Source organism: Natrinema sp. DC36, from assembly GCF_020405225.1.
Lineage (GTDB): Archaea > Halobacteriota > Halobacteria > Halobacteriales > Natrialbaceae > Natrinema.
In genome coordinates, this window is record NZ_CP084472.1 from 649,580 (window position 1) to 674,531 (window position 24,952).

The 24,952-nt window shown below is 48.9% G+C and carries 27 protein-coding genes; 4 read left to right on the top strand and 23 right to left on the bottom strand.

Annotated features, from left to right (window positions below):
- Window positions 1-34: 34 nt before the first annotated feature.
- From LDH74_RS03570 to LDH74_RS03680, 22 genes are all read right to left on the bottom strand, one after another.
- Window positions 35-1,216, bottom strand: coding sequence for a hypothetical protein (locus LDH74_RS03570; RefSeq protein ID WP_226041162.1), 1,182 nt, complete (start codon window positions 1,214-1,216; stop codon window positions 35-37).
- A gap of 2 nt (window positions 1,217-1,218) precedes the next feature.
- Window positions 1,219-3,054, bottom strand: coding sequence for a baseplate J/gp47 family protein (locus LDH74_RS03575; protein ID WP_226041163.1), 1,836 nt, complete (start codon window positions 3,052-3,054; stop codon window positions 1,219-1,221).
- A 6-nt stretch (window positions 3,055-3,060) separates the two neighbouring features.
- Window positions 3,061-3,393 carry a hypothetical protein gene (locus LDH74_RS03580; RefSeq protein WP_226041164.1) on the bottom strand — a complete coding sequence of 111 codons (333 nt, stop codon included), beginning with the start codon at window positions 3,391-3,393 and terminating at the stop codon, window positions 3,061-3,063.
- A complete protein-coding gene (locus LDH74_RS03585) occupies window positions 3,393-3,839 on the bottom strand; it encodes a hypothetical protein (RefSeq protein ID WP_226041165.1) in 447 nt (148 codons plus the stop codon). The genes LDH74_RS03580 and LDH74_RS03585 overlap by 1 nt, the downstream gene beginning before the upstream one ends.
- Window positions 3,839-5,125: a hypothetical protein gene (locus LDH74_RS03590; protein ID WP_226041166.1), complete on the bottom strand. Its 1,287-nt coding sequence runs from the start codon at window positions 5,123-5,125 to the stop codon at window positions 3,839-3,841. The genes LDH74_RS03585 and LDH74_RS03590 overlap by 1 nt, the downstream gene beginning before the upstream one ends.
- A 218-nt stretch (window positions 5,126-5,343) precedes the next feature.
- Entirely contained in the window at window positions 5,344-5,772 is a 429-nt protein-coding gene (locus LDH74_RS03595) for a hypothetical protein (RefSeq protein WP_226041167.1), read from the bottom strand.
- Window positions 5,773-7,383 (bottom strand): hypothetical protein, encoded by a 1,611-nt coding sequence (locus tag LDH74_RS03600; RefSeq protein WP_226041168.1) that lies wholly within the window; start codon window positions 7,381-7,383, stop codon window positions 5,773-5,775.
- A gap of 536 nt (window positions 7,384-7,919) precedes the next feature.
- Entirely contained in the window at window positions 7,920-8,495 is a 576-nt protein-coding gene (locus LDH74_RS03605; RefSeq protein WP_226041169.1) for a hypothetical protein, read from the bottom strand.
- A gap of 78 nt (window positions 8,496-8,573) precedes the next feature.
- Complete coding sequence (locus LDH74_RS03610) at window positions 8,574-9,017, bottom strand: hypothetical protein (protein ID WP_226041170.1); 444 nt, start codon at window positions 9,015-9,017, stop codon at window positions 8,574-8,576.
- Between the two features lie 11 nt (window positions 9,018-9,028).
- A complete protein-coding gene (locus LDH74_RS03615; RefSeq protein ID WP_226041171.1) occupies window positions 9,029-10,333 on the bottom strand; it encodes a DUF2586 family protein in 1,305 nt (434 codons plus the stop codon).
- A 21-nt stretch (window positions 10,334-10,354) separates the two neighbouring features.
- Window positions 10,355-10,879, bottom strand: coding sequence for a hypothetical protein (locus LDH74_RS03620; RefSeq protein ID WP_226041172.1), 525 nt, complete (start codon window positions 10,877-10,879; stop codon window positions 10,355-10,357).
- Window positions 10,879-11,433, bottom strand: a complete 555-nt coding sequence (locus tag LDH74_RS03625; RefSeq protein ID WP_255680918.1) for an HK97-gp10 family putative phage morphogenesis protein — start codon at window positions 11,431-11,433, stop codon at window positions 10,879-10,881. The genes LDH74_RS03620 and LDH74_RS03625 overlap by 1 nt, the downstream gene beginning before the upstream one ends.
- Window positions 11,434-11,453: 20 nt before the next feature.
- Window positions 11,454-11,813 carry a hypothetical protein gene (locus LDH74_RS03630; protein ID WP_226041174.1) on the bottom strand — a complete coding sequence of 120 codons (360 nt, stop codon included), beginning with the start codon at window positions 11,811-11,813 and terminating at the stop codon, window positions 11,454-11,456.
- Between the two features lie 42 nt (window positions 11,814-11,855).
- Window positions 11,856-12,278, bottom strand: coding sequence for a hypothetical protein (locus tag LDH74_RS03635; RefSeq protein WP_226041175.1), 423 nt, complete (start codon window positions 12,276-12,278; stop codon window positions 11,856-11,858).
- Between the two features lie 3 nt (window positions 12,279-12,281).
- Window positions 12,282-12,452 carry a hypothetical protein gene (locus LDH74_RS03640; RefSeq protein WP_226041176.1) on the bottom strand — a complete coding sequence of 57 codons (171 nt, stop codon included), beginning with the start codon at window positions 12,450-12,452 and terminating at the stop codon, window positions 12,282-12,284.
- A gap of 14 nt (window positions 12,453-12,466) precedes the next feature.
- Window positions 12,467-13,147: a hypothetical protein gene (locus LDH74_RS03645; protein ID WP_226041177.1), complete on the bottom strand. Its 681-nt coding sequence runs from the start codon at window positions 13,145-13,147 to the stop codon at window positions 12,467-12,469.
- A gap of 371 nt (window positions 13,148-13,518) precedes the next feature.
- Complete coding sequence (locus LDH74_RS03650) at window positions 13,519-14,100, bottom strand: hypothetical protein (protein WP_226041178.1); 582 nt, start codon at window positions 14,098-14,100, stop codon at window positions 13,519-13,521.
- A gap of 76 nt (window positions 14,101-14,176) precedes the next feature.
- Window positions 14,177-15,556: a DUF2213 domain-containing protein gene (locus LDH74_RS03655; protein ID WP_226041179.1), complete on the bottom strand. Its 1,380-nt coding sequence runs from the start codon at window positions 15,554-15,556 to the stop codon at window positions 14,177-14,179.
- Between the two features lie 2 nt (window positions 15,557-15,558).
- Window positions 15,559-17,067: a phage portal protein gene (locus tag LDH74_RS03660; protein ID WP_226041180.1), complete on the bottom strand. Its 1,509-nt coding sequence runs from the start codon at window positions 17,065-17,067 to the stop codon at window positions 15,559-15,561.
- Between the two features lie 162 nt (window positions 17,068-17,229).
- Complete coding sequence (locus LDH74_RS03665) at window positions 17,230-19,089, bottom strand: hypothetical protein (RefSeq protein ID WP_226041181.1); 1,860 nt, start codon at window positions 19,087-19,089, stop codon at window positions 17,230-17,232.
- Window positions 19,090-20,013: a hypothetical protein gene (locus LDH74_RS03670; protein ID WP_226041182.1), complete on the bottom strand. Its 924-nt coding sequence runs from the start codon at window positions 20,011-20,013 to the stop codon at window positions 19,090-19,092.
- Window positions 20,014-20,850: 837 nt separating this feature from the next.
- Window positions 20,851-21,384: a hypothetical protein gene (locus LDH74_RS03680; protein ID WP_226041183.1), complete on the bottom strand. Its 534-nt coding sequence runs from the start codon at window positions 21,382-21,384 to the stop codon at window positions 20,851-20,853.
- 336 nt (window positions 21,385-21,720) lie between these two features.
- Here LDH74_RS03680 and LDH74_RS03685 point away from each other — a divergent pair, with 336 nt between their 5' ends.
- From LDH74_RS03685 to LDH74_RS03700, 4 genes are all read left to right on the top strand, one after another.
- Window positions 21,721-21,984, top strand: coding sequence for a hypothetical protein (locus tag LDH74_RS03685; RefSeq protein ID WP_226041184.1), 264 nt, complete (start codon window positions 21,721-21,723; stop codon window positions 21,982-21,984).
- 556 nt (window positions 21,985-22,540) lie between these two features.
- Window positions 22,541-22,948, top strand: a complete 408-nt coding sequence (locus LDH74_RS03690; protein WP_226041185.1) for an HNH endonuclease — start codon at window positions 22,541-22,543, stop codon at window positions 22,946-22,948.
- A 46-nt stretch (window positions 22,949-22,994) separates the two neighbouring features.
- Window positions 22,995-23,423: a hypothetical protein gene (locus LDH74_RS03695; RefSeq protein ID WP_226041186.1), complete on the top strand. Its 429-nt coding sequence runs from the start codon at window positions 22,995-22,997 to the stop codon at window positions 23,421-23,423.
- A 103-nt stretch (window positions 23,424-23,526) separates the two neighbouring features.
- Window positions 23,527-23,688: a hypothetical protein gene (locus LDH74_RS03700; protein ID WP_226041187.1), complete on the top strand. Its 162-nt coding sequence runs from the start codon at window positions 23,527-23,529 to the stop codon at window positions 23,686-23,688.
- A 281-nt stretch (window positions 23,689-23,969) separates the two neighbouring features.
- Here LDH74_RS03700 and LDH74_RS03705 read toward each other — a convergent pair whose 3' ends face one another.
- Window positions 23,970-24,572 (bottom strand): hypothetical protein, encoded by a 603-nt coding sequence (locus tag LDH74_RS03705; RefSeq protein WP_226041188.1) that lies wholly within the window; start codon window positions 24,570-24,572, stop codon window positions 23,970-23,972.
- Window positions 24,573-24,952: the final 380 nt, after the last annotated feature.

The window sequence follows — 24,952 nt, forward strand, 5'->3', positions numbered from 1 at the left end:
GTTTGCTCTATAGTAAGATAAATCACGAATGACTCTAAACAATATCTCCTGCAAGTGTTCCATTATCATCACCGCTATCGCCCCCTAATCCTAATTCTGGGTCGTTTGGCTCATCATCTCCCTTGAGAATGAACGTTCCTTGCTCAGATGCGTTAACATCGTGTCCAGCAGGAACGCCACGAGAGAGGAAGTCTTGAACCTCTTGGCGGGTGAGGGCCGCGTTGTCATAGACATTCGACTGGGCAGAAAATTCAACTGTGGCTGGATTGATATCGAAACTAAAACCGATGCTTATCTCGTCTACTGTCGTTTCAAGGACCGACGCAGCAAACTCCACAAACTCATTAAACGTCGTTCCGATATTCCCAACACGGAACTGGACTTTGAGACGGGCTCTATACTTTGCATCTGCTTCTCCACTACGCCGATCGAGGTTAACGAGTTGGCCGATTTTGTCAAGCTCCTCACCAACAGCAGTATCGATGTGTTTGGCACGTTTGATGTCGTAAAGAGCCTGATCCTGCCTATCTCGGATGGAAAGGAGGGCTCGCATCAACTTGTAGGAGTTAGACCCCTCACCAAACGTGAGACCACCATTATCCCACTCGCTTGATGCCTCGCTTATATTCCTCGTAGTGAGTGTGTTTAATTTAACATTATCAACGTACTGTGCGGATGCATTGTCAGATCCAGTACGACCGCCAAACCCGAATCTCGAATGTTCGGTGTCTGGCGATTCAATTGTCGTTTCGAATGCGTTTTGTGAATTGACCAACACACTCACATTCCCGTAATCGTAGGAAATACGGATGTGGTGTTTCTCCTCATTGCTGTTCCCGCTAATCTCAAACCCTCCCGATCGGGTTATATTGTCCTCCCCATCAACTCGATGAACGAGGCGAACTTCATTGTCGGCATGGTCAAACGAGACGTAGTATCCGTTATCTGGCTGCCATAACTCTCCTACACCATCATGGAAGAAGAGTATCGCCACTTCTCGTTCAGATCCAGAGTCATCATTTTCTATGTCGAGTCTGAAATCACACCTCCATACATTTTCAGTGAGATGGTTTCTGAGAGTGATATTGCCTTCAGACTCAACACTCTCTGGAGTGATGCGGGCTCGCCCATTCCGTATGGCTGCATCGCCGCCAATAGTCCAGTTATCAGAACTATCGAAATTGGAATCGATTATTTCGTCTATATACTCACTCATTATTAGATTTCTGTGACGTTAATTTGAATACTACCGTCAGTAGCATCAGTCTGAGCTACCTCATTTTCACCAACGCTAACCACCTCAAGACCGTAGCTATTGGTGGTCGTACTTGGCGTAAACGTGATGTCGTTCGCAGATGCATCGTTATTGAATCCGATAACACCCGTCTCATCTTCCCCGAGAATGATATCTTCTATCTCATTAGCGTGAACATCTTCACCCGATTCAAGTCCAACAACGTCGGTGTCGTCAGAGCTAACACCGCCAACATAGCTAACAATCTCGTCTCTGAGAGTCTCACTTCCAACATACGTATCATTGACGACAATATCCATCTCCATATCGATATTGACAGAACTGGGGCGGGAGTAGGAGATGTCGAACTGTTGTCCATTAGATTCAGATGTAACGGTTATAATCTGTTCCGTACCGTGAGCACCACCGTGGTCTCGGGAAGTAATTGCCTTTTTATCAAAGATTGCTCCAGCCACCTCACGATCGTCACCACCGAACACTACTGCTTCGAATGAATACGGTGGTAACCCATCTACATCTGTTGAATTGGTTTTATTTTCGTATAGAGTGACGGAACGAACGCCACTAACTTCATTCAACAGTTCGGATGTGAGGGCAGCGACAGTTGCGTCACCACCGCTGGAAACACTGTCCCTGGCACGTTCTCGTAGACTATCATCGTCCTCCTCCCCACGCCCGACGACGAACGGATCTCCGTTGATGTCGTTGTAGCTCTGATCGGATGTTGGGTAGAGGTTAGACGTACCATCGACGCCAGCGGGTGGGGAAGGAAGGACGTTAATCGATTCGGCACCAACATTCCCGTGAGAACCCCCGTTAATTGCACGGATGTTCACACTTACAGCACTCATGCTGATTTCATCGATGTATTTGTTCCCACTACTATCGAGACTTTTGAATCCGACATATCCGTTTCGCCAAATGGTATTACTCGAGTCAACACCACCAGCGGTATACTTATTTCCACTCTGGTCAGTTATTTCAACACCGATATTTCCAGTAATAGACCAATCAACGACAAGATGGACGTGTTCTCCAGTTGGAACAGTCTCATTCTGTGTGTCAATAGTATTAACTACAACACCATCCTCCACTCTCTCAATTCGCACTTCTCCTAAATTGGTATCGATAGCAACCTGATAGTGGTTGTCAATGCTTTGAACACCGAATGTGAAGGTCGGAACAGTATTGCTTTCTGCATAGATATCGGATTCGATAGTGGATCCAATATCGACAAGCTCATCCGATTTGTAGATGTGGTCTCCATTCGTTGCATTTGCCTCGAGAGAGATTGAACCCTCGCTCGCGTTCATTGCAACAGTATCGAACGTACCGCTTCCAACGTCACCTCCCCAGTCGGATAGCGCATCGCTTTCAAACCCGTCTATATATCGGAGATACGTGGTCTCACTGGTCTCAAACTGCGCAGACGAGTTTCCTTGAGTTTGGATAACCGTTCCACGCTGGATGTTATACGACGTTGTGACTGGATCATCACTTCGGAACTGCTGGACACCAGTTGCGTGGATAGCAGATCGGCGTTGGATGCCGACAATTGCGACTACGCGATCAAGATCCTCTCCAGTTGCGGTATCGAGAAAACCACTCTCGTATACTTCACCAAGACTCTGTTCTTGGTTGCCGTTACTAACAGCCGCCATAACCTCAGCGAATGTTGAGAAAACTGACGACTCTGTTAGGTCGATGTTATTCCCAAATTCACTTTGCAATTCGCTCTCGAGTGCGTTAACAATCTCGTTCTCCGTTAGTTCAACATATTCTCCGTCTTCAACAGGCATGTAATTTTAAACCTCAATTGTGAAATCTTCGTCTTCAACAAGTTCGACACCGATTTCAATTGTGTCATTCCGCTTATCAAATTCAAGAATGGTTACGTCGAGAACTTCACCGACTTGTGGATCGTCCTCAAGCGCATCTTCAACTCGCTTCTCGAGAAGACTGATATTAGTTCCAGTAATGCGGCTCCCAACAAACTTCGAAATGGAATCGCTCGTCGCAATGGAGATCGATTGTTCGACGTTTGCTTGCCCACTTACAACAGCAATATCATTCGAATGACCGATTTCAATATCTCTGTTACCGTCTATTCGTATATCTGTTAATTCGTTAGTTGACATTATTGCTTGGTCTCGTTAATATATACGTCCCCATCGTTAGAATTGATGTGAATATCTCCGTCGTTATCAATTCGAATGTTAGACCCAGTGTGATTTCCGAGAACGACCTCTCCAGGCTCGTAATCGGGGAGGTTGGCACGTTCATCAGCAATCTTTTCAGACGAATACCACGGTCCTACGATCCACGCAGAATCGTTGACACCATACATGACGGAGACATCATCGTCCTGCCGAGGAACGTACGCAGACCCAATTGTGAACGGTAAAACCCTCGCCATTTGGGTCGAATTCTCACCTCGAACCTTGATCTTCACCGCATGATAGCCGTCTTCATCGGGGTGACTATCCGCAGACATCACCGTCGCCTTCGAAAGCGGTGGTGCTATGTCATGTTGGATGTGCTGTTCGTCTCTTGTATGTGGGTTTTTAGGATTGTTCTTCGCCATTATGCCTCTCTGTATTCGGAGTTGATTTCGAGCTTTGATTCGTCAAACACAAGGCTCACACCAAGTTCAGTTTTGTATTGTTCTGTTGCACTCCGAGTATGTTTCACGGAGTTAACTTCGTACGTAATGGGGGCGAGATTTTGATTGGGGTACGTCTCATTACACACTGGAATGGTTCTAATATAATCGTATGGGGCGATGTATGGTTCCCCTTTCAGCAGAATGCTGCCCTCGGTCTCCTCCTCGAGATGTTGGCGAAACTCGTTTATCGCCGTCTTCTCTGCTTGCTTCGGGGTGAGATCGTCCGAATTAACTACTGGTGCAGTATACTCGTATCCTCCAGCGTTATCCACAAGCGGTGGATATTTCAGTTCTGCATACGGGTAATATTCGTTATTGACGTTCGGTAAGATAGTGGCTTTCAGATCGCCTGGAACCTCACCATGTACGTGCATCGTGTTGAACGGTTTAATGTCGTAGAGTGCTTGGTTATCCAACACGGTGACATCTTCAAACGAATCTTTGTCTATATTATCAGTGTAATTTCCCTCGAAATCTTCACCGATGTATTTATCATTAAACAAGCGTCGAGCGAACTGATCGTCGTTATCTCGAGTGTCACCAGTGTTATCGAAGAATAGAACTGGGCGGTATGGAGTTGGCTCGAAATGCCATTTCCCCCCTATACGGCCAGCAAACCAGTCCATCACATCGACAAGGTTGTGTCTATTTCGACGGAAGGATTTCTCCCCACCAACGAGATCGTCAATGATATCGGAAACGTTGGGGAGCATAAATTCGAAGATGTCATCGATAACATCATCGATATTGAGTTGGAAAGAACCAACAATCGGAAGGCTTCCCTCAATCGTAAAGTCTTCCCCACCTCCAACATCTGGGTCCGTTGGATCGATATGATCCTTTATCACCCGAACGTTCTGGAAGCCTGCGATATACATTCCAACATCGTCAAAGATGGTTCGATGCTCTAATCCGACTGGGGCACCGTTATCATCATATCCTCGAACAACGAAATTGAGGAGCTGTTGTATGGTGACATCATCGAACGATTTAGAAACGGGAATTCCACGCATAAGATCGGCTGCGTCATACACCCAGAACTTCATTTGACCGTTCTCTGCTGCGGGTCCGACACCACCGATGTATCCGAAATGCTCTACCTGATAGTATTCATCCTGAAAGTCGTAGAACCAGATTCTGCACTGATCGAAGGGCGAATTCGGAGTGTCGGACTGGGGGTCAAATCCGTTAATGTACTGTGTCATATCTTCCCCACCCCATTCAACTGGGATCTTCACCTTCGCAGTTCGAGTGAGGTCGGACGGACCATCTTTGTTTAGCCAAAGCTCACAAAGCGTGACGGGGAGTCTAACCCACTCATCACCGTTACGTACGTCTACTCGCACCTCAGCCTCGTGTGCTGTATCTGGGGACTTACACGACAAGTCCCGAACCATATACGTATCTTCAACAGTTGAGACACTCATGCTTCAGGATACTGGAGTTGTAGTTGGAACGGGAATGCAAGTTGCGGCTCTTCACCATTCGGAATAATGTGGATGATATCGGTGTTCATTTCGATGGTCGTTCGTTTGACCGTAACGTCGTTCTTATCAATTGGCGATATAACCTCTAATTCGGTCGCTCGCTTGAGCCCCTTCAGATCGCTCAGTTCGTCTTCTACGACGATTCCTTCAACCGTGATGTCTGGGCCTTCCTCACCCCCTCGACGGTTCTCAGTCTCCCCACAGACGGTTTTGGTGCTGTCCATAGTACCTTCATCGTCATACTCAATTCGCTCCACAACAGTGGGACTAAATTCTTCACCGTCAACGATCAGCGTGACATCACGAGACTCAATCTGTTGTGTGTCACGTTCCCCCGCTTCATTAATGATATTAATTTCATACATTTATGCTTGTCCTCCACTCGTCCTCCCCATTCTCCACTGCGATACAGAGAGGTTCGAATTGTCCTTATTCCGATTTCCAGTAGATTCGACAGTGTAGTTAGTGACACTCGAGCCGCTACTGGTACTGAACGAAGATCCAGCACCACTTCGAGGTGCGCCACCGTCTCGGTAGGGATTCATTCCGTCCCCACCACGTCCCGCAACACTGTCGTATTCTTTCAACGATTTTGTTGCAGAATCAATCCCGTCTGCAAGACCTAACCACTTCTCTGCCGCCCCCATTGCAAGTGCCCCAAGACCGACGAGAACGCCGAGTGAGGCGACTGTAAGGAATGCGGCCAATGCTCCCGTCGCAGTGAACGCGCTTGCTGCAAACGATATCAGCGACGTTTGACCGACGATGAGAGACTTAACGAATGCGACCATCGATGTGACCGCTCTCCCTATATTCGTCACTGCAAGATAGCCAAGCGCGTTGTTAGTAGCGATAAGACCAGCCCAGAAGTTCCACATAGCCACTACACCAGCGCCGAGAGCGCCGACAAATGCATTCCCAACAAGGAAACTAAGAATTCCTACGATCGACGCAAGGGAGAGGAGGCTTCCCACAATAACCCCCAACATCTCGTTCGTGATACCGAACAGGTTGAAGATAGATGCGATAGCACCGAAGAGTTGTAGGACCGCGTTCGTCACGATGACGAATCCGACAGAGGTCTTCGTAAGAGCGTATGCAACATCGATCAGCATACCAGCAAGTGCCTTCAACTGTGGCATCGATTCCATTGCCAGATTGACGAAGGTACGGAGAATCTGTGTGTCCTGAAGGTACTCCCCAATCGCCCCGAAGACGGGTGCCATTGCCTTCACAGTGCCAGCCATTGAAGAGAGGGCTCCAGGGATGTAGTCGATAAGGAACCGCCCAAACTCCCGTGAAGAGTCTCTCAGCGCCATAAGAGAGTCGCCTTCCGCAGCGACCTCGTTGAAGAACTTCTCGAGACCGTCAAGACCGTCTTCAAACAGCGGTGCGAGACGCTCGGCGAGTGGGGCAAACGCCTCGAATAGATCATCACGGACCTCCTCGAACATTTCCGTGAAGTCTTCCATTTCGGGCATTCCACCACTGTCGCCCATTGCACTACCGACAGCGCCAAGAATGCCGATTGCACCGAATGCAGCGGCGGCAGAGATAGCAGCGGCGGCAAGCGTCATAAGAGCCGTAATAGCAGCGGGCATGGCCATGATGAACGTGAACATCAACGGCATGATGTTGGCAAGGAGATTATGCATGTCAGACATATTGAGTCTGAAATCCTTTACACTCTTAAGGGTGTCACGCACCCCATCTCCCAGACTATCTATGATCTTGGAAAGACGGCTGCCCCTCTTTCGATTGAATTTTGGACTGTCGAGTGCTGCATTGATATCGGCAGACATCTGAGCGTTCATATCTTCGCTCATCTTGGCGATATTAGGTTGGATATCATCGATGTCAAAATCCCCACGACCCATGATTTCCAGCGGTCCCCTATCATGAGCGCCAAATAGATCGGGTAGATTACCGCCGTCTGCCATAATCTCAACCTCGTTAGACTTTTCAAACGCCTCCATCTGGGCTTTAAGCTTCGCTAACTCGGTGTCAAGGTTATCGACGCTCGTATTGATATCAATTCCCTCAGATCCTTGAGCGTCAACGGCTTCAATCTGTGCTGCAAGGTCTCTGAGTTCGTCTTGTAGTTCCGAAAGAGCGGCAATGGCCTTTTTAATATTAACGTCAACAGTAACTTCGAGATTTTGAATTGCTGCGATAGTTTAACCCCCGTTTTAAGATGTCGATGAATTTGAAATTATCTGAATGATACTCATCGGTTGTCTCTATAGTAAGGTAAATCACGAATGGAGATAGATATGTCTACGACGTGTTGTACCGCATAAAAAAGTGCTTAGTCAGAACTTCGATGTCGCATTCTGGAAGTCCTGACCCTTCTCATATCCGCTTGGGTCGCCCTTCTTCGGATCGTCTGTGTGATGGTTCTTCGCCATTACGTAGACAAACCGTTGCATTGGCGTGCAATCTCGTGCCGAGGTGAACAACTTACGCCCGTTGTCATGAAGGGCGAATATCTCGTTTCCCTGGTCTGACTCGGCTAATTCTCTAAGTTTCCCGTGTCACCGATAGACTCGGTAAGACACTTGATGCCAATAGAGAACGAAGCGAATCCAGTTGCCCGATCGATCATAGGATGGATAACCTGATTGTTGATGTACTTCGCAGCCTCTTCTTGAGTGGTTCGACCATACTGCTCTTCGATCTTATCACCAAACTCGATCAGAGCCTCCCGCTTGTCGTCATTGTCGGGTTCAACTCCATACTTCGCGGCCTTCTGAATGCCTTTGAAAGTATCCGAGGAGATGATTTCGAACATATTGACCTCACCATCCTCAAGTTCATCCTGAAGGGAATCGAGGCGAGACTGTTCCTCGTCAGTTAGTTCCTCGGAATCTCGCAGTTCACGAAAGTCTTCCATCTTCTCTTCGGGAAGACTATCCTGAAGTTCTTCAAGTTCGTCAGTATCGACCAACGACATCACTTCCCAGAATTCCGTGTCACGTAGCTGTCGGACACAAAGATTCTGTTGCTCGTCGTCAATCGAAATCGTAATGTTTCCACGCCACTCCGCACCTTTTTCTACCTTTTCTCGTGTTTTAAAAAGATCGCTCATTGTTAGGACTTATTAATAGTGTCATGACAGGTGACGAAGTGTCACCCGACCAACCGATTAGTTAGACTGCTCTATACTCTACGTATTGTCACCAGGATCACGCCCAGTTGCAAGACCCTCAACCTCGAATTCAACTGCATCACCGCTCGATCCAGAGAGGTTGCGAGTACCAGCACGTGCCCCAGTAAGCTTGTCCCGATAGTCTTCAAGTCGGACGACGATCTCAAGCTCAACTGCACGACCGTTATCGGAGGCAAGACCCTTGAATAGCTCAGCGTCTTCGCCCTGCACAGTAAACGAGAACGTGTCTTCCACGTCACCAGACGAAACGCCCAGTGCTCGAGGGTTTCCAACTCCCGACAGCCCAGAGAGGTCTTCCTCCGTTCCGATGGAGAATTCGTCTACGACAATGCGTGCCGTATTAGCCAGTTCCGTCGCACCAGTACGAGAACCAGAATTGTCCCGTTCGACCTGACTGACGATTAGTTCAACGTCGTTTGCGTTAGTAGGATTCCATGTCATAATAAATCACCTTAGCTTGCCCCTCCGTTCCGAATGACATCTCCAACAGTAATCGTCACGTCAACCGTGTCAATCACGTCAACAATGTCGAGTGCGATATCGAGATCGACCTGATTGTCTCCCCCTTCAGACACCCCAACATCGAAATTATCGAGAAGGGCATCGTCCTCCATCTCACTGTAAGAACTGTCGTGAGATTCTCCGAGAGACTTCTGGTTGGTGAGAGTGTTCGCTTCACCCACGTATCCCTGGCTAATCTGGTGACTAATTTCAGTGGCCTCGTCCGTAATCTCGGAAGCAAAGATACGCTCGAATCGAGGATCGGTGGAGGTAGTCATATCCTTGACAATCTTAATTCCACCTCCTTGGCGGAGAGTTAGAACTTGCTCATCGATGAGTGTGCCAAGCTCCGAATTGGTGTACTTCGTGTGAAGATCAGCAAATCCAGCAACAGTCTCATACGTCGTGCTATCACCCAGATCCTTGGACGCCTGCTTCCCAACAACTGCACCAACTGTCCGAACCATGTTCTCGTTCGCAGCATCGAGGTACGCTCGAGACGGTGCGATAGCGATCAGACGACGGTCGTCATACGAATTCGTGTACGTTGCGGAATCAACCTCTGGATTGAGACCGAACGCACCGTGCATGAAGCCGAAATCGTTTGCATAGTCGCTAAGTTGCGTTCCAAGCTCGCCAACGATCTGGTTATTTTCGGTACAAACACCTACTTGACGTGGAACTTTGCTCACAACACCCCGAATTGCCTCGTTGTAGCTACCGTGGGTGTACGTAATTTCATACGTGGAAGACTCATCAGCCTCCCACTCACCAGTGTTCGGGTTCAGGTTAATCGTGTTTGCATCGGTCGGGCTCGCAATATCCTCCCCCTCCTCACGAACGATGTTTACCGTAACCGACGCACCTTCCGTAGTATCCTGGGCCGTAATCTCGTGATTCGGCTGGACAGTCGGATCGAGTGCTGGAACGTTCGAAAAAGTTCCAGACGAAACCGTGTCAAACGTTTCAGTTTCTTCAGTCTCGCTGACGGGACACGCATATACCGTCGAGGTGTCGTTGCCAAATGCAAGCTTCACCTGTTCAGTAAGCTCGGATGTTTCACCGAACTGTGTTTCCGCGTCAGAAGACGAGTTAATACTAATGGTTTCACCAGTCGTGGCTTCACCATTATCAGTATCCATCACACCAACGAGTCCAGCGGTGTTAGAGAACGCAGCACTAATCGCAATCGTGCCACCACTCCGAACCGTAACTCGAGCAGATGGAATGTCAGTGTTTCCGTAAGTAATTGCCATATTTTTGTTACCTTGGTATATTTAACTAATAGTTCTTTGAACACTATCAATCGACTCAACGTCTTTGACGTGTTCCTTCGTGTATCCAATCCGAATAATCAGATTATCACCACGAACAGTGGGCGACCCATCGGTGTTATCCTCAGAATTCGAGTCGAGAACCTTGACCCACTTTACGTCCGTATGAATGTCAGTCTCGTCCCACGCTGGATGTTCATATTTCTCGAAATACGAATGGACAGCCTCGTACACATCTTCTCGAAGGTTCTCGTCCATTCCTTGAATCATCACCCCGAACGACCCCTCGTGAACATTGGTATAAATTTCCTGAATAACGTCTCCGTTAGAATCACGGACAAGATCAGATGGAGCACCACTACCCTCGTTCATCCGAACCTTTCGATGGTCATCGGAGTGGATAATCGCGGGATAGTCTTCCTCTTCGTTCGGCTCTTCTTCCCCGATGTTATCTGGGTCAACAAGACCGTTAGATGCAACTTCTAACCCGTCATAGAATGCCGTACGAATATTGCGCCTTGTTGCCATTATCGGAAGGTCTTCTTCACCGCACTACGGACTGCGCGTTTGAGATTTAGTTCATGTTTGAACCACGCTGGACGAAGGAACGGGTGTGCATACGTCCCCAGTTTCACAATCGTTTCAGATATCTTCCGTGCCGACGCCCAGATATTATCCGTCTCAATTGGCTTCGTCTTGATCCATTCGAGAATACTACCCATCAGTTCACTCGGACTCACATCGGGAGAATCATACGGGTAGCCTGGGGGATGTTCGTGGGGTTTACCAGTGAGAACTGACGTTGGCCCCTTCTCATCACTACGAGCGCCAGTACCAAATTCTACGAACGGTGCATACGGAGCAATCTTCTTATCTGTTCCAACGGAGAACATCATTTCACCCACACGCTGTTCGGTTTTTACACCATGAGAGCGGAGTGAAGCAGTAATACCACCACGCCAATATGCATCATCAGCAACGTGGGCAACAGCAGTGTCGAGGAGCAGTTTCATTGCACCCTCGAGTTTGGACATGAGATTCTGGCGAAGATCCTTCTTCACGTACTCAATGTCGCTAATCACACTACTGATATTATGTCCCATTATTGTCGCCTAATAAACGAAATGGTCCAGTAGTTTGGCTCTTCGTCGTCGGGAACACCAACGATCGTATCGACCTCGTACTCCACGCCGCCATGAACGATCCTGTCGTTACGCTCAACGGGTTCTTCGTAGTTGCCCGACCCATCCCCCTCAGCGATAATCAAACCGCCCAGATCGCCTCTGACGCGCTCACCAGCGACCTCAGATGTGGTGCGTTCCTCTGGATCAAACAACCACATATCCTCCGAGTATTCCGACGTGGTTTCATCGGTCTGGTCGAGGCTGTTCTTCGTCTGACTAACAGACGTGAATGTCTTTGCAGTTGCTCGAGCAGAAATGATGCGGGTGATACCACCCAATGCACGACCTCGAGAAAAGCCAGATGATCGCTGTGTCATCTATTACCCTATATATGAGGCTGTGTTGCTGAACGATGGTGACTCGCCACCATCAAAGTCCAGTTCGCTTTCCTCAATACCATCGTTCACTTCTCCAGACCACGAAATAATCTGCTGACTCGTTTCTGGATTAGCGTTAGAGAACGCCACTTGTTCATCACCAATACCATACGAAGTGATATTGACGTTTTCGACGGCCTCTTTCGCCTTCATTGCAGTGAGAGCGACAAGGGCTTGCCCATACGCTACATCAGAGTACCACTTTTGAGAGTGGGTCTTCATGTAGAGAACACGCTTCGCATCATCGATGTTGCCAGACGCTTGAGCAGACGGCCATTCGTCAACCGAGTCGTTGTAACTCGTCTTGTCACGGGCAGCCTCTTCAAGCTCTGCGTCAGACGTGATTGCGAAGTTGGGGAGGGGCATATGTTAGATGAACGCTATTACGGTATCTGCTATCTCATTTCCTTGAGCAACGAAGAAACCAAGAGCGATTAGAGATCCCTTTTCAAGTCGAGAAATACGAGCATCGTGCTCGTCAAGCCTTTCATCGGCTTGTTTGTCCCGAAATGAGGGATCATATGATTCTTCAGTTGCCATTCCCATTCACTCAATTAGAATAGGCTCGACACATTGTCGATTCGAACGAGGTCCTTGGCGGTGTAATCGTATTGATCGACACGCTGCGTACCGAATCCGTATGCCTGCCCACCACGCCAGTAGTATTCGTACTCAATCTTCCCACCGTTCTTACGGATGGGTTCCTGAACGAGCGTTGGTTCGGGCTGCTCGTAGGTCTGGAAGAAGTCGCCACCGTGGTCGGGGACCAGATACATCGTGTCGTCGGGGAACGGAATGTCGAAACTAAGCGAGTCGTCCGCTCCAGGCGCAGTCGTGAGCCCCATCTTTTCGGGAATTACGACAGCGTCATTGACGAGAGACTGGCCGACGTTCTGTGCGTCAGACCCAAGGTCAAGCCACTGGGACGACTGTCGAACGCCGCTGTTATTATCGATCTGGTTCCACTGCGCTCGAGTGGAGTGGTCCCACAGGACCATGTCCCACGCATCATCAACGTATTCGCCACTCGTGTTGGAATACGCCTCCTGAACGATGAGGTTGGCAGGAACGCCATTGAGGTCCGTATCAACGTCATACGTCGATGCGTCAATGACGTTATCAGGATTGATGTTGTTGTCCATCCATTCAAAGACCCCAGGCTGAACCGAGGTACCCTCTTCGTCAGTAATGCCGAGGAGGAACTGGAGATCGGCCTGAATGTCGAACGTCTCCATCAGAAGGTCCATCGAACGCTGAACCTTCTCTTCCGCACCGTCGATCTCGAGGTCTTCCGCGTCAACAGTGAGACCGTGAGTCATGCGGGGGATTCGAACGTTTTCACCGACGTGTCGGACGATGTCAACGTTCCCGAGAACTTCACCGACCGAAGTATCGGTCGTTGGCATGTCGGATTCGGGGGATGCGTAAACACCGTCACCCTCCTCGACATACCGAGTACCGCGCTCCATTTCGGTCGTTGGTGCAAGTTCACGTCGAATACCGCGGCGACTGCGGCCACGGCGCTCGAACATAAGATCCTCGTCGGGTTCGAGGAGAGTCTGTGCTTCTTCAGTCAGAAAGGAAGTAGTTGTCATTATAAGTTACCTCAGTTCTTCGCCTCAGAGAATAGAACAGTACGAACGACACCGTCGTAGTCCGTCACATTCTCGTTGTTCTGCTTTCCAGGTCGGTACGCCCGACCGATCGCAAGGAAGTTGCCATTCGCACGACTGAACGTCGTAGACGCGGCGTCGTCGTTCTCGTCGTTGGTGTACCCCTCCTCGACAATTCGGCCCGTCGAGGTAGGAGCGTCTGCATCGGATTCATCAACGATGCCGACGATATCACCATGTCCGATGTTCGGACTGGCTGTAATGCCCGCAGTGGCCTCTTCGATAGTACGAATCTTGACAACCGCCGAGTCCTCACTCGGATGGTATCGAACTCGGTCGTCAACGTCGTACGTCTCGTCAAAGGTGGTGCTACCGTGCTGAACGACGGTGTTATTATAGGCCGAGAGGTACTCGGGGTCGTATAGCGCAAGACCCGTGTATTCCCCATCAGCAAAGGCAAATCGGGTAACACCCGCGCCTTCGTCAGTAACGAGCGTACCAGGGGCAATCTCCTCGTTGGCGACCCCGCTCTGAGACGCTCGATCCGCACTTTCGATGTAAAATTGAACTGCCATAGTTTTATCTAAGTTTCTGTTGTAGTATCTGCTTCTTACTTAAAGTGTAATCTCGTATCAAACACTTAAAGAACCGTTACGCCTTGTACCCACGTCCGACAGTACGACGGCCGTTGTAGGTCGTATCGACGTTTTCGTCAGTCGTTTCTTCACCGCTATCCGTTTCAATGCCCTTCGCATCGACATTGATCCCGTCGAGAACCTCTTCTCGGCGGTCGATCTCTTCACGGATATCCTCGAGAGAGTCTTCATCCCAATCGTCTCGGTCTGCTCCGAGATCCTCAAGGTCGTCGAGCGCCTCTTCACGCTCACCCTTGCGATACTCGGCAAACGAGTCTGCCATCTCTTCGATAGCGTCCTCGAGCGAGTCAGCGTCCTTGAACGCTTCTGGAACAGCGTCCTCTACCGCCTCGACAGTCTCATCCTTCTCCTCATAGTCGTGGAGAACATCGTCAACAACTTCACACGGGCATTCGTCTTCATCAACTTCGAAGCCGTGCTCATCGAGGTCCTCCCGAATCTCGGTAACACTTTCAACAGCGGAATCACGCTCCTCTCGAAGATCGGCAACCGCGTCGAACTGTTCTGCGATACTATCAATCGTCATGTCGTCAAGATCAACGGAAATGTCGAACTTGTTGTCGTCAGTCATTGTTTGAGTACATGGGGTACATTCTTCCTCGCTATCCCCATCTGTAGCGTCATCAGCATTAATCGGCGTCTCTCCAGTTTCCAAGACCACTTCGCCATGTGCGTCAGACGAATCGTGATCTAATCCGCAACCCTCAGACTGGTCGCCAGTCTGCGATTCGTGGGATCGGTCGTGGTTGATCCCACAACCCTCAGATCCACTACAGCGTCCACGTTTGACGCCAGCAATGTGGTCGCCATACATGTTGACCTGGAAACCATCAACGTCGTCGTCAGTCAAATCCCCAGTATCACCATCGTATTCGCCGTGAACACGATTGTAGAATCCGATCGAAACGTCCTGATTTTCCTCAACGAACCGCTTCGCATCATCGTCGTTCGTCGGAACGTAGAGGTTTTCCTTTAGACGGTCTTCATCGTCGTCGTAACGCGGGTCTCGCCAGAATCCATGCACGTCAGCCGTGCGTTTCACCATCCCCGTGTCGGGATGCTCGAGCGTGTACGGTGCGTTATCGAGCGACCACGCCATTTGACGAAGCTCGTCTGCGGGTTTCTTGTACACCTCAATCTCATCACCAACGAGGTACGGCTGCTTGATCGGACGTGCGACAGTCGCATCCTCGATCTTGTAGTACTCGTCGGTGTCAAACGCTTCTGCGTGAGGCGGTTCATCAATCTCGACTACGGGAATCTCATTCCAGTCGAATGAAGCAGTCCCATCGTCGTCAACTGTAATCCCATCAACGTCACACGAGTCGTACGAGACCGTTGCAGCGTCGTGGGTGAAAATATAATCGTCAGTCATAATTAGTCCATCTTTGCAACCACTCTCTCAGCAATTGCGTCGAGAATATCATCATTCATTTCACTGTCTGTAGACGGATCTTCAGAGGCGGTGGTTTGGCCTTGTTCCATCCCACCACCGTTTTGCTGTTGTGTTGAACCATTGATTTCAGACCCTCCAGGCAACGCCCCTTCAGTACCCATCTGGGCGATATTGAGCGTTTTGAGGAAGTCTTCTTCCTCCGTCGAGAATTCATCATTCCAGTCGATATCAGCCTCAGCCCATTCCTCTTTCAGAATGGAGCGAGCCTCCATCGGCGTCATAATGAATCCGTCAATAGCCGCTTTAAGCGTCTGCATCGTCCGACTCAGCGTTTCAGCCTGATCCAGATCGGAGAGTTTGAACAGTGGCCCCCAATCGATCTCGAATTCGGCTTTATATCCGTATGAATCCGTCCGTCCGTCGATCATACGGTAATACCGCTGAATAAATTCCTTCAGATCCTCGTCCATGATGGACTGTCGAATGCGCTGGACCTGATTGAAATAGTTCTTAATGTCCGTCTCGGATCCGCTCACAACACCGCTCTGAGTGCCGAAGAGAACGGACTTGGTCATCTCCATCGACGCACAGACCTGATCGAACAGTACGTCGAAATACTCCCTCGGCTGTAGTTGCCCGTCAGTCTGGAAATCGTCTATCTCATACCCATGCGGAGTGAGCAACTCGCCTTTCGCATTAAGGTTCTGAAGTTGCTCCTCAGCGTTCTCCCGATCTTCTTCATCGGCGTCTTCGGGAAGCGCAACATGGTATAGCTTCGCTGCATATCGGAACAGCGTCTGCATGATCGACCAGTTGCCCTTTTTAATTCCTTTAAGAATGTGGTAGACGGTGACAAGTACCGAGTCGCCCTCGAAATTGCCGAGAGTGTCTTGGTCGAGATCACTGTCTACCTCTGTATTCCACGTGTAATGGAAGCATCTGTTTGCGTGAATGAAGTTTACGTCTTCAGCACCGCGGGCATTATCTTGTCCAACGATGTATCCGAGTGGTTCTTTATAAGTCCCCGAAGTCGGATCCATGTCCACAACCATCCCCGTCTCTCGAATCTCGTAATCATCACTGTCATACGGTATTTGAGAGGCGAGTTCGCCAGTTGGCGGAGAAGTGCCACCGTGGTATTTGGACATGTCATCCAGCGTAAGACACTGGAGCTTCTTAATGTTCTTTACAGACACATCTTCATCGAGGGGATCCTCGTAAACACCGTCCGAATCGTCTTCAAGGACCATGAACAGCAGAGAGAAGCCGTCCCGCCTCGCCTTCATCTGAGCTTGTTTATACTTCGGTACAAACTCAGTGTCCTCGTAAATTTCCTCCACATCATTAAGTCTCTTTGATGTGTTGTCGCTTGCCGTTCGCTTCACCTCAAACCCGTTCTTAAACGAGTCTTTGATCGGTTTATCAACAAGCGTCTTTGCAAACGATGTCCGATAGAGCCACCGAACGTCATTAATGTGGGGATCGGACATAAGCTTCCGAGGATCAACCTCGTCAGACGAGTCACCGTCGTGAGTGTCAATCCCCTTGGTCGCTCGAGCCCCAGATTCCGAATACGTCGTTGTAGAGGTTCGGGACGTAGTCCCGTCGTACGATTCTTGAGTAGAGTCAGTTTCGAATGCCATTTAAATCACTTAATATCCACGACGGGAGTTGGTCGAGATGCTTTTCAACGTCCGTTGCGACCCGAATCGGTTTGCTGCAATCCACATGTACGTGAATGCATGTGCAGCGTCGTCGTTACGATCGGAGAGTACTTTTAGTTTCTTTTTCCCGTCAGACGTTTCGACTCGGTCAGTATACGGGGCTGTGAGTTGATCCTTCAACATCGTCCCATCCCCGTTTCGATCGAAGGAGAGGTCCGCCGCAGGAATATCGATGTTCCCACTTTTAAAGTCGTCAACCATCCCCTCAATCATGTGGGTGCGTGCAACCGTACAGAACGCCGAGTCACGAGCGTTGTTATTGGAAAACTTCGGCTTGTCCTTGTCTTTGATGTTCCCGTAAATAACTCCACACACGTCATCCCACCCATCGTCGTTCCAGATGTTGTTACCGTCCTGAAGGTCCTCACGTTGCTTTGCACCGTATCCTTCGTCCACCGCGACCCGATCAACCTGATAGTCTCGAATCCGCTTCTCGACCTCCTCAAGCTCGTCCTGCTTGTTCAGATCAGAGTCGATAAATTCGATGTCACGGAGGACGATAGTATACTCATCGTCGTGTTCGATCTTTTCACCCACGACGATTACCGTATCAGATGCGTCTTCACCGCCACCACCACCCCAGTCAACCCCCATTACAACCGTACTATCGTCAAACTCGCGTTTGTTGGTAAAGCTCTTATCTGGGATGAGGCGCTCATCAACGTGCTTGTCGGACAGTAGGTCGTTCTCTGGCGTGTAAAACTCGGCCAGAACTTCGTTCTTAAACTTCTTCTTCGTGTATTTCTGACGCTTAAACTCGATCTTAGCGTCGTCGTGAAGCGGGGAAGCGTACTGATCGATGTGCCACCCAGTGACCTTATATCCCTCAATCGAATCAGCAGCAGCAGTTTTCTCTTCTATCTCACGACGGATGTCTTTGATCTCGTCCGTTTCAAACTCCGTATCGGCGGTGTGAGCGTCCTCACGGTGGAGAGTTTTATATTCATTCCACCGCTCACGAATCAACCCTTCAAGGTGTTTTTCCAACTCCTCTACTTCTCCTCGAAGTTCTTCTCGCTGCTCCTCGAGTGCAACAGGAATGAATTCGTCACCATCGGACTGGGAGATCCACGCCTCTTCGTCGGCGTCCCAAGACTTCTGGTCCGACATCTCCCACAACTCGTGGAAGAAAGAGTTAGCCATTTTCGGCGTTCCAATGACAACAATTGTCGGGAAGTATTCGACTTGAGGAACGGACTGGTCAACTGCTTCGAGGAATGTGGAGAACATCCCCTCGTCAACGTCCTGAAACTCGTCAATGACACCGACGTGACCGTGGAGACCACGCAGACCGTCACCATCTCCCCACGCCGATCGTGCCTTTACGTCGGCCTCGACGTGGACCTTGTCTCCATTGCTCTTCTCGAGTTGGCGCTCAAACTTCTGGTGTGAGACGTTGTTCTTGGTTCGAACCGATGTCAGTCCCGACTGTTTGACGTGAGACTTGAAACGGTCCATCACTTCACCGAACTGCTCCGTCCGTGGGGCAGTAACGTCAACCTCGACCATCGGATACTCTGAGACAGCCCACTCCGCTGCGGCTGTCGCGGTCGTCGTCTTCAGACAACCACGAGCGTAGAGCAGAACGACCACGTCTCCCCAGTTACCTGGGACGAGTGGCCCATCTTCGTGAGCCATGTACGACAGGAACGTCTCTCCGTCGTCGGCGTAAAAGTCGTAATCCCGCTCTGGGTCGTTTGGATGCTGCCAGAAGTTCCTGATATACAGTCTAATATCATGTGGGAGTCGCTGACGCAACTCGTCTGGAACGTTCTGGTGTACTGTCATCTATTCTAATTCGATTTCTGCGGCTTCACCGTCGTCCTCCATCTCTTGAGTGAACTGTTCAGCAGAAATTGGCTCAGGCGTCTCAGATTCGTCGTCAGTCGATTCTTCACCTGGCTTGACCGATAGGGTATAGTCGTTCTTCTGGAACGTCAGAACGCCGCCACCGTCGTCAGAATCGATCTCAACACCTCCGTTCTTGAGGTGTTCTTTGATGTCCTTCGTGACTCGGGAAATTGGGAGGTGAAGATGATGTTCAGTTTTCTCCGTTTTCGTGTCAGTAATCTTCCCCTCCATATCAGCCGACTGCGAAATCGTATCGACGGCGACACCGTCTTTGAACACGACCTCCTTCATGTTCTGCTGCATAACCTCGGTGAGAGCTGCATACCACAATTCTGTGGCCTGAAATTTGTATAAGGCGCTCTGCGGCATCGGCAATTCAACATTGACCGAATTTTCTTGAATAAGATCAGAACCAGACGTATCGAGGTTACGTTCGACACGCTCCACCTCGAGATCGAACTGAGAAAGTTCGGTCAGACCGTCAAACATCTCGACGGCGAAAAGGAACTTTTCAGGCGATAGGTGCTTTGCAAAATTGATAAAGTTCGTTGCAAAGTATCCATGTTCGAAAAGTTCGTCGGCACGTTCCATTAGATCATCCATTTGTTTGTGTGTTTTGCAGTAATCTGAACCGTCTTCTACAAACGTAGATTCGGGCATTTGCGTACAGAAGCGGACTTCGCCGTAGCGTCGTTCGTAATCACGAACTGGTGCGCCACAGCGACCATCTGTCGGTTCCGTACTTCCCGTCTCTAACGAGAACTCCTTTTCATCGTCAGTCCGACCCCACGGTTCATCTCCACGCCAAAACGTTTCCCAGGACTCTGGGTAATCGTCGTGTGGAGGTTCTGGAGGTTCCATGAGTGAAGTGATACACCAAAACGGTGTGGTCGGGGTGGCGTTCCTACCTATAAAGGGCAGAAACGAACGAGCCACGTTCGGTCCCAGCGAAATGACTCGAACAGAACGAGAGAACCAATCGGTTCACACTCGTTCTACTTAAAGTGTAATCTCGTATCCCGCTTATAAAAGATCGATTTTTGATTCAATATGTTTGTGGCAACTTGGGCAGAGCGAAATCAGATTATGGAGACTATGAGACTCATCTTCATTATCAAAACACCTTCGTGGCGTTCTATGGTGTACATGCAATCCTCTACCATGTTCTTCCTTCGATTCCTCGTCAGTTTTTCTACACAATCTACACGTGTAATAATCCCGTTCGAGAACTTTTTCTCTCATACCGTTGGGAAATATTACACTACTCCACCCACCTTTCCAATTATGGTGGTTTTCACCACTCATCCATTCACTTTGCCACTCGTGAAGACAATCTCTCGAACAGAATGTTCTTTCATATCGCCCCACTTGACCCTCGTTAATCAAATGATCGTCCTCACACCAGTGACATTCTACTTCTACTTTACTAACATTCCTTATCCCATGGGATCTTGATAAATGTCGCCTATACAATGTAGTGTCGTAAAATTCTTCATCACACTCATCACATTCTTCGTACTCCCCATCCACACCTCGAGTGTGAACCTTCGTATGATGAACTATTAGATCTTCGGCACTGTCAAAATCTTTTTCACACTTGTCACAAACCGTATCTATATTGGTATAAGATGCCGATGAACTTGAGACGCTCATTACTTACCATGTAATTACGTCTTACATGCTATTTAAACTTTCGAACTAATCCCAACGCTGTCGTTTCTTGTCACTCGGAATGCGCTCACGGACCATCGAGCGGAGTGTTTTCATCTGACCAGCAACCTCACCTTCTTCAAACCCAACGTCGATGCAGAGGTTCTGGAAACCTTTCTCGTCCTCAATCCAACGATCGTCCTCTCGAGCAACTCGGTTGATAATTCCAAGAACAATCTGTTCAATGGAAAAGTGACCGAACGAGTTGATATGCATCACATCGAGCGTGAGGTGCTTAACTCGCTGCTTCTGATATCGAGTTAGATCAAGATGAGACGTGTAGGTATCAACAATCCGTCGCTTCCATTCCTCTCGGTTCTGCTGCTCACGACTCTTCCGATTGGATGAGTAAGCGTCGTACGGATCCTCACCTTCCTGCCAACGGAGCATCCGCTTATACTCATTCTTCCGACGCTGACTAACCTGAAGACTATCTATATCGTATTCGATAAACGAAGTATCGGTATTAGATCGACTGTCACGGCTCTCATACCGCTGCTCGTCGTACCGATCATCCCTCATATCATCTCGACTACCGTCATTTGCCTTCCGAGACAGATTATGCGATTCGACTCCCATATCTATTACTTACAGTTATCCTTACGCACCACAGACACATAAATGTTGCGACTTAGTTACCAGTTAATTTCAGAGGGGATATTAGATTGGTGTAGCTTTTCCAGCCCCTCTTCCCGTTTTAAGTGGGGGACTAATAGTGTCCGTAAGCTAACAACACGTCTCACAGAACACAACTAATATATAAAACAGTTGCGAGAATTGAGACAGTCGTGACAATCGTAGGTCTGTAATCGGAACATTAAAGTGCAAGTAACACGTAAGTAGTATAAGGAGGAGAGTATGGACTATTGGACTGATATACTCACTGAGAATGTTGGTGTAACATACTTCGAGGACCTTGATACTGGGGAGTATCAGGCTATTGTCTTCGCTGTGGGTGAAGCAAACGAAGATGATATCCCATTCGGATATCTCGACCATCGAGCAGCACAAATGCGCTTCATCAGAGAGTCTCGTAAGATGCGAGAGAGTGTTGACCGCAGACAACGAGTCCGTGACCGCATCGCTGAAGCGGGCTACGATCGTGACGAGATTCCACTGTGACTCGAACAATCCACGTTCCTGAAGGAGAAGAGGGGGATGAGGTTGTGATGCGATTGATTCCGAACCTATACAAGATGTCTCGAGGTCGCCAAAATTCGTGATGAACTACGCAAGTCAGTTTTGGACGGGCGAACACCGATATCAGGCTCTTGTACGGGAATATGAGAACAACATTGTCGTGACGCATCCTAATATCGTTACTGGGCGGAGCAAATGTGGATACTGCTACGGGTGTCCGTACCATGCAACTGATGTGAAATACTACGAGTACCAAGGACCATCAATATGACTGAATTACTATCAGATAGTTCGAGGGATGTAGAGATCGAAACAATTGACGTGTCTGATGTAGACGAGCTATACGTCGAATACGACGGCTACATCTACGTGGAAGGATGAGCCACGAAGAAATACCCCCATCGGAATGGGACGGGAGACACATTGATTTCGACGGGGAAGAAACGTGTAAAATATGTGGTGCTGAAGCAGAGACATTTGGATGTCCTAAATGTGGGGGATGGGAGTGTAGCGAATCTGGAGAGGTGTTATTTCAAGCGTGAGTCAGCACATCCGTATCGGTAATTATTACTGGCACAAGACTCGTGATGAGAACATACTTGTTACGCATCACGACTCTGCAAACTACGTCTGGTATAGAGGCGTCAAATCGAAGGACAACGCTGGAGTGATCGCCACAACCGACTGGATCGAGCAACAGCCGTATGACGAGCTACTCGGCTGTATTCAGATGGCTGACTACCCAGAGGAGAGCGAATGGCGTGAGATGCGTGTTGCGGTCCTCGAGCGGGACGACTACACGTGCCAGGGCTGTGGAACGAACGTGAATAGTTCAGCGCCGATCCACCACATCGTTCCATTAGGGTGTGGAGGAACCAACACGTTTCGCAACCTAATCACCCTCTGCGAGTCGTGTCACGGTAGGGTGCATGGCGGACCAATTTGATGGATACAACCGTGACTTTTATCAGTCTGTAGTACGTAGTAAGTATATGGGGAGTAAAAGATATGAAGATGAGGAGTTGCTTCGTAAAATGTATATTGATGATGAGATGAGTCAAAGTGAGATTGGTGATGAACTTGACTGTAGTGCCAGAACTATTGGGAGGAAATTGGATAAATACGATATAGAGGCTCGAGGACCAGGCGGTGCTGGAGTTCCGATAGCATCATATGTTCGAGATCCACGTGGATATCGTAAAGCATGGTGTAGAGATGATAACAAGGGAGTTTATATTCATCAACTCCTTGTGATTGCAAACGGAGAAGACCCCCATGCTGTCTTTGCAGATGGAACTGAAGTACATCATATAAATAAACATAAGCAAGATAATAGACCCTCAAACGTTAAATTGATGGTTGACATGGAACATCAAGCAGAACACATCATCGGTTGTAATTGGACTGGTGTATCGGTATGAAAGTTGAATGCACAAACTGCAATCGAGTGTGGTACGATAGAATGGAGTTAGAACAGCCTAACTATAGGAATTGGCGTTACTGTCCGTACTGTGGAGGTACGCTATGACATTCATTGCAGATGAATACACTGTAGAAGTATCTGGATTCAATATCGACTCTGATGAGCTAACAGAGGCTATAATGTCTGTAGATGGTGTTTATAAGTGTCCCATCAGACTACCTGAAAATGAGTGGTGGTGTAATGAAAGTGACATTCCCCGATGATGCATCTGATCGGTTTCATGCTCGTTCATGAATGAGCGTAACCCCTCCTAATCATATTTCTGGAACTTTTAAGCGGTAGGAAGGGCGCGGAAATTTGGGTGCAACTCGTCTCACAAAAATAATAATTTTTACAGTCATGGTGGCGGTTTCCATATATCTGCTATCGTTTTACAACACAGAGGGGGAATTAATGGACCCCAGTGGAACGAGCGTGCGACACCCCACCGAAGCTAATCTTGATGGGGGCCTTTCACTCGAGTTAGTGCCTGAATTAACTCGAGTTAGTCATTGAATGCATGTCTCATCATGGTACGCAGATAACACGGAGCGAACAGTGCCTTTTGTGTGAAACGGGGATACCCGAAACCATCGTAGTAGGATGCGGCCGCTCGTTGACCGACTATCTCAGTGAACAATAGCGGGCGAACGAAACGGGGATAGCGCCCCTTGATGTGTTCAAATTTCTTATACTCTCCCTCGAGCGAAAAGTCGGTATCACACTCGAGATGCCCAAACCAATCATGCACTGCTCGAGCCTTCACGTTATCTTCCCATGACATGTGTTCTGGAGTGGAACCACCACTGAACACCCGAAGCTCATTATCTCGAGCGACTGACTCTTTCATATCAGCGAAACTATCATAGGGATCCTCATCGGTCCATATGACTGGAACAGGAATGCGGTCGTACCAAACCGAATTCACTCGAGCGATCGTATCGTACGCACCTTGCACGAATGACTCGACATGATTCGGGTTGGTTGTGGCGTACCATCGTCCCAACACATCGCATAGGTCGGATTCAGTCAGATGTGTGTCCTCTCGAGCGATATCGTTGTTTCCTTCGAGATTCGTCGGTTTTACCGTCGTGTGTGCTTTGTACATTGGTGAATCACTGTGTTTTTGGTGGCTTGTTTAGGCTATCTTACGCGGATGTGCTTACCAGATAGCCCGCGACGAGTTGCCTCGTACTTACCACTTAGTGCATACACACATAAGGCTTTCGTTTCCCGCGTACGCAAGGCATGGCAGTCACTCGAGACAAGAGGATATTACTCGAGATAATAATTTGCGGATAAGAGTACACACCCATTGAACACTGTATTACACTCGTTGAGCCACTGCTACACACTCATAGAAAGCCATAGAATGCCCGTGGGTCAGTTTCTCCAGTCGATCCGACTGATTCCCTACGTTACGTGCATACCGCATACAAGCACATCGAATGAATCATGCACATTGTAGGGCGGTATAACTCACAGTTA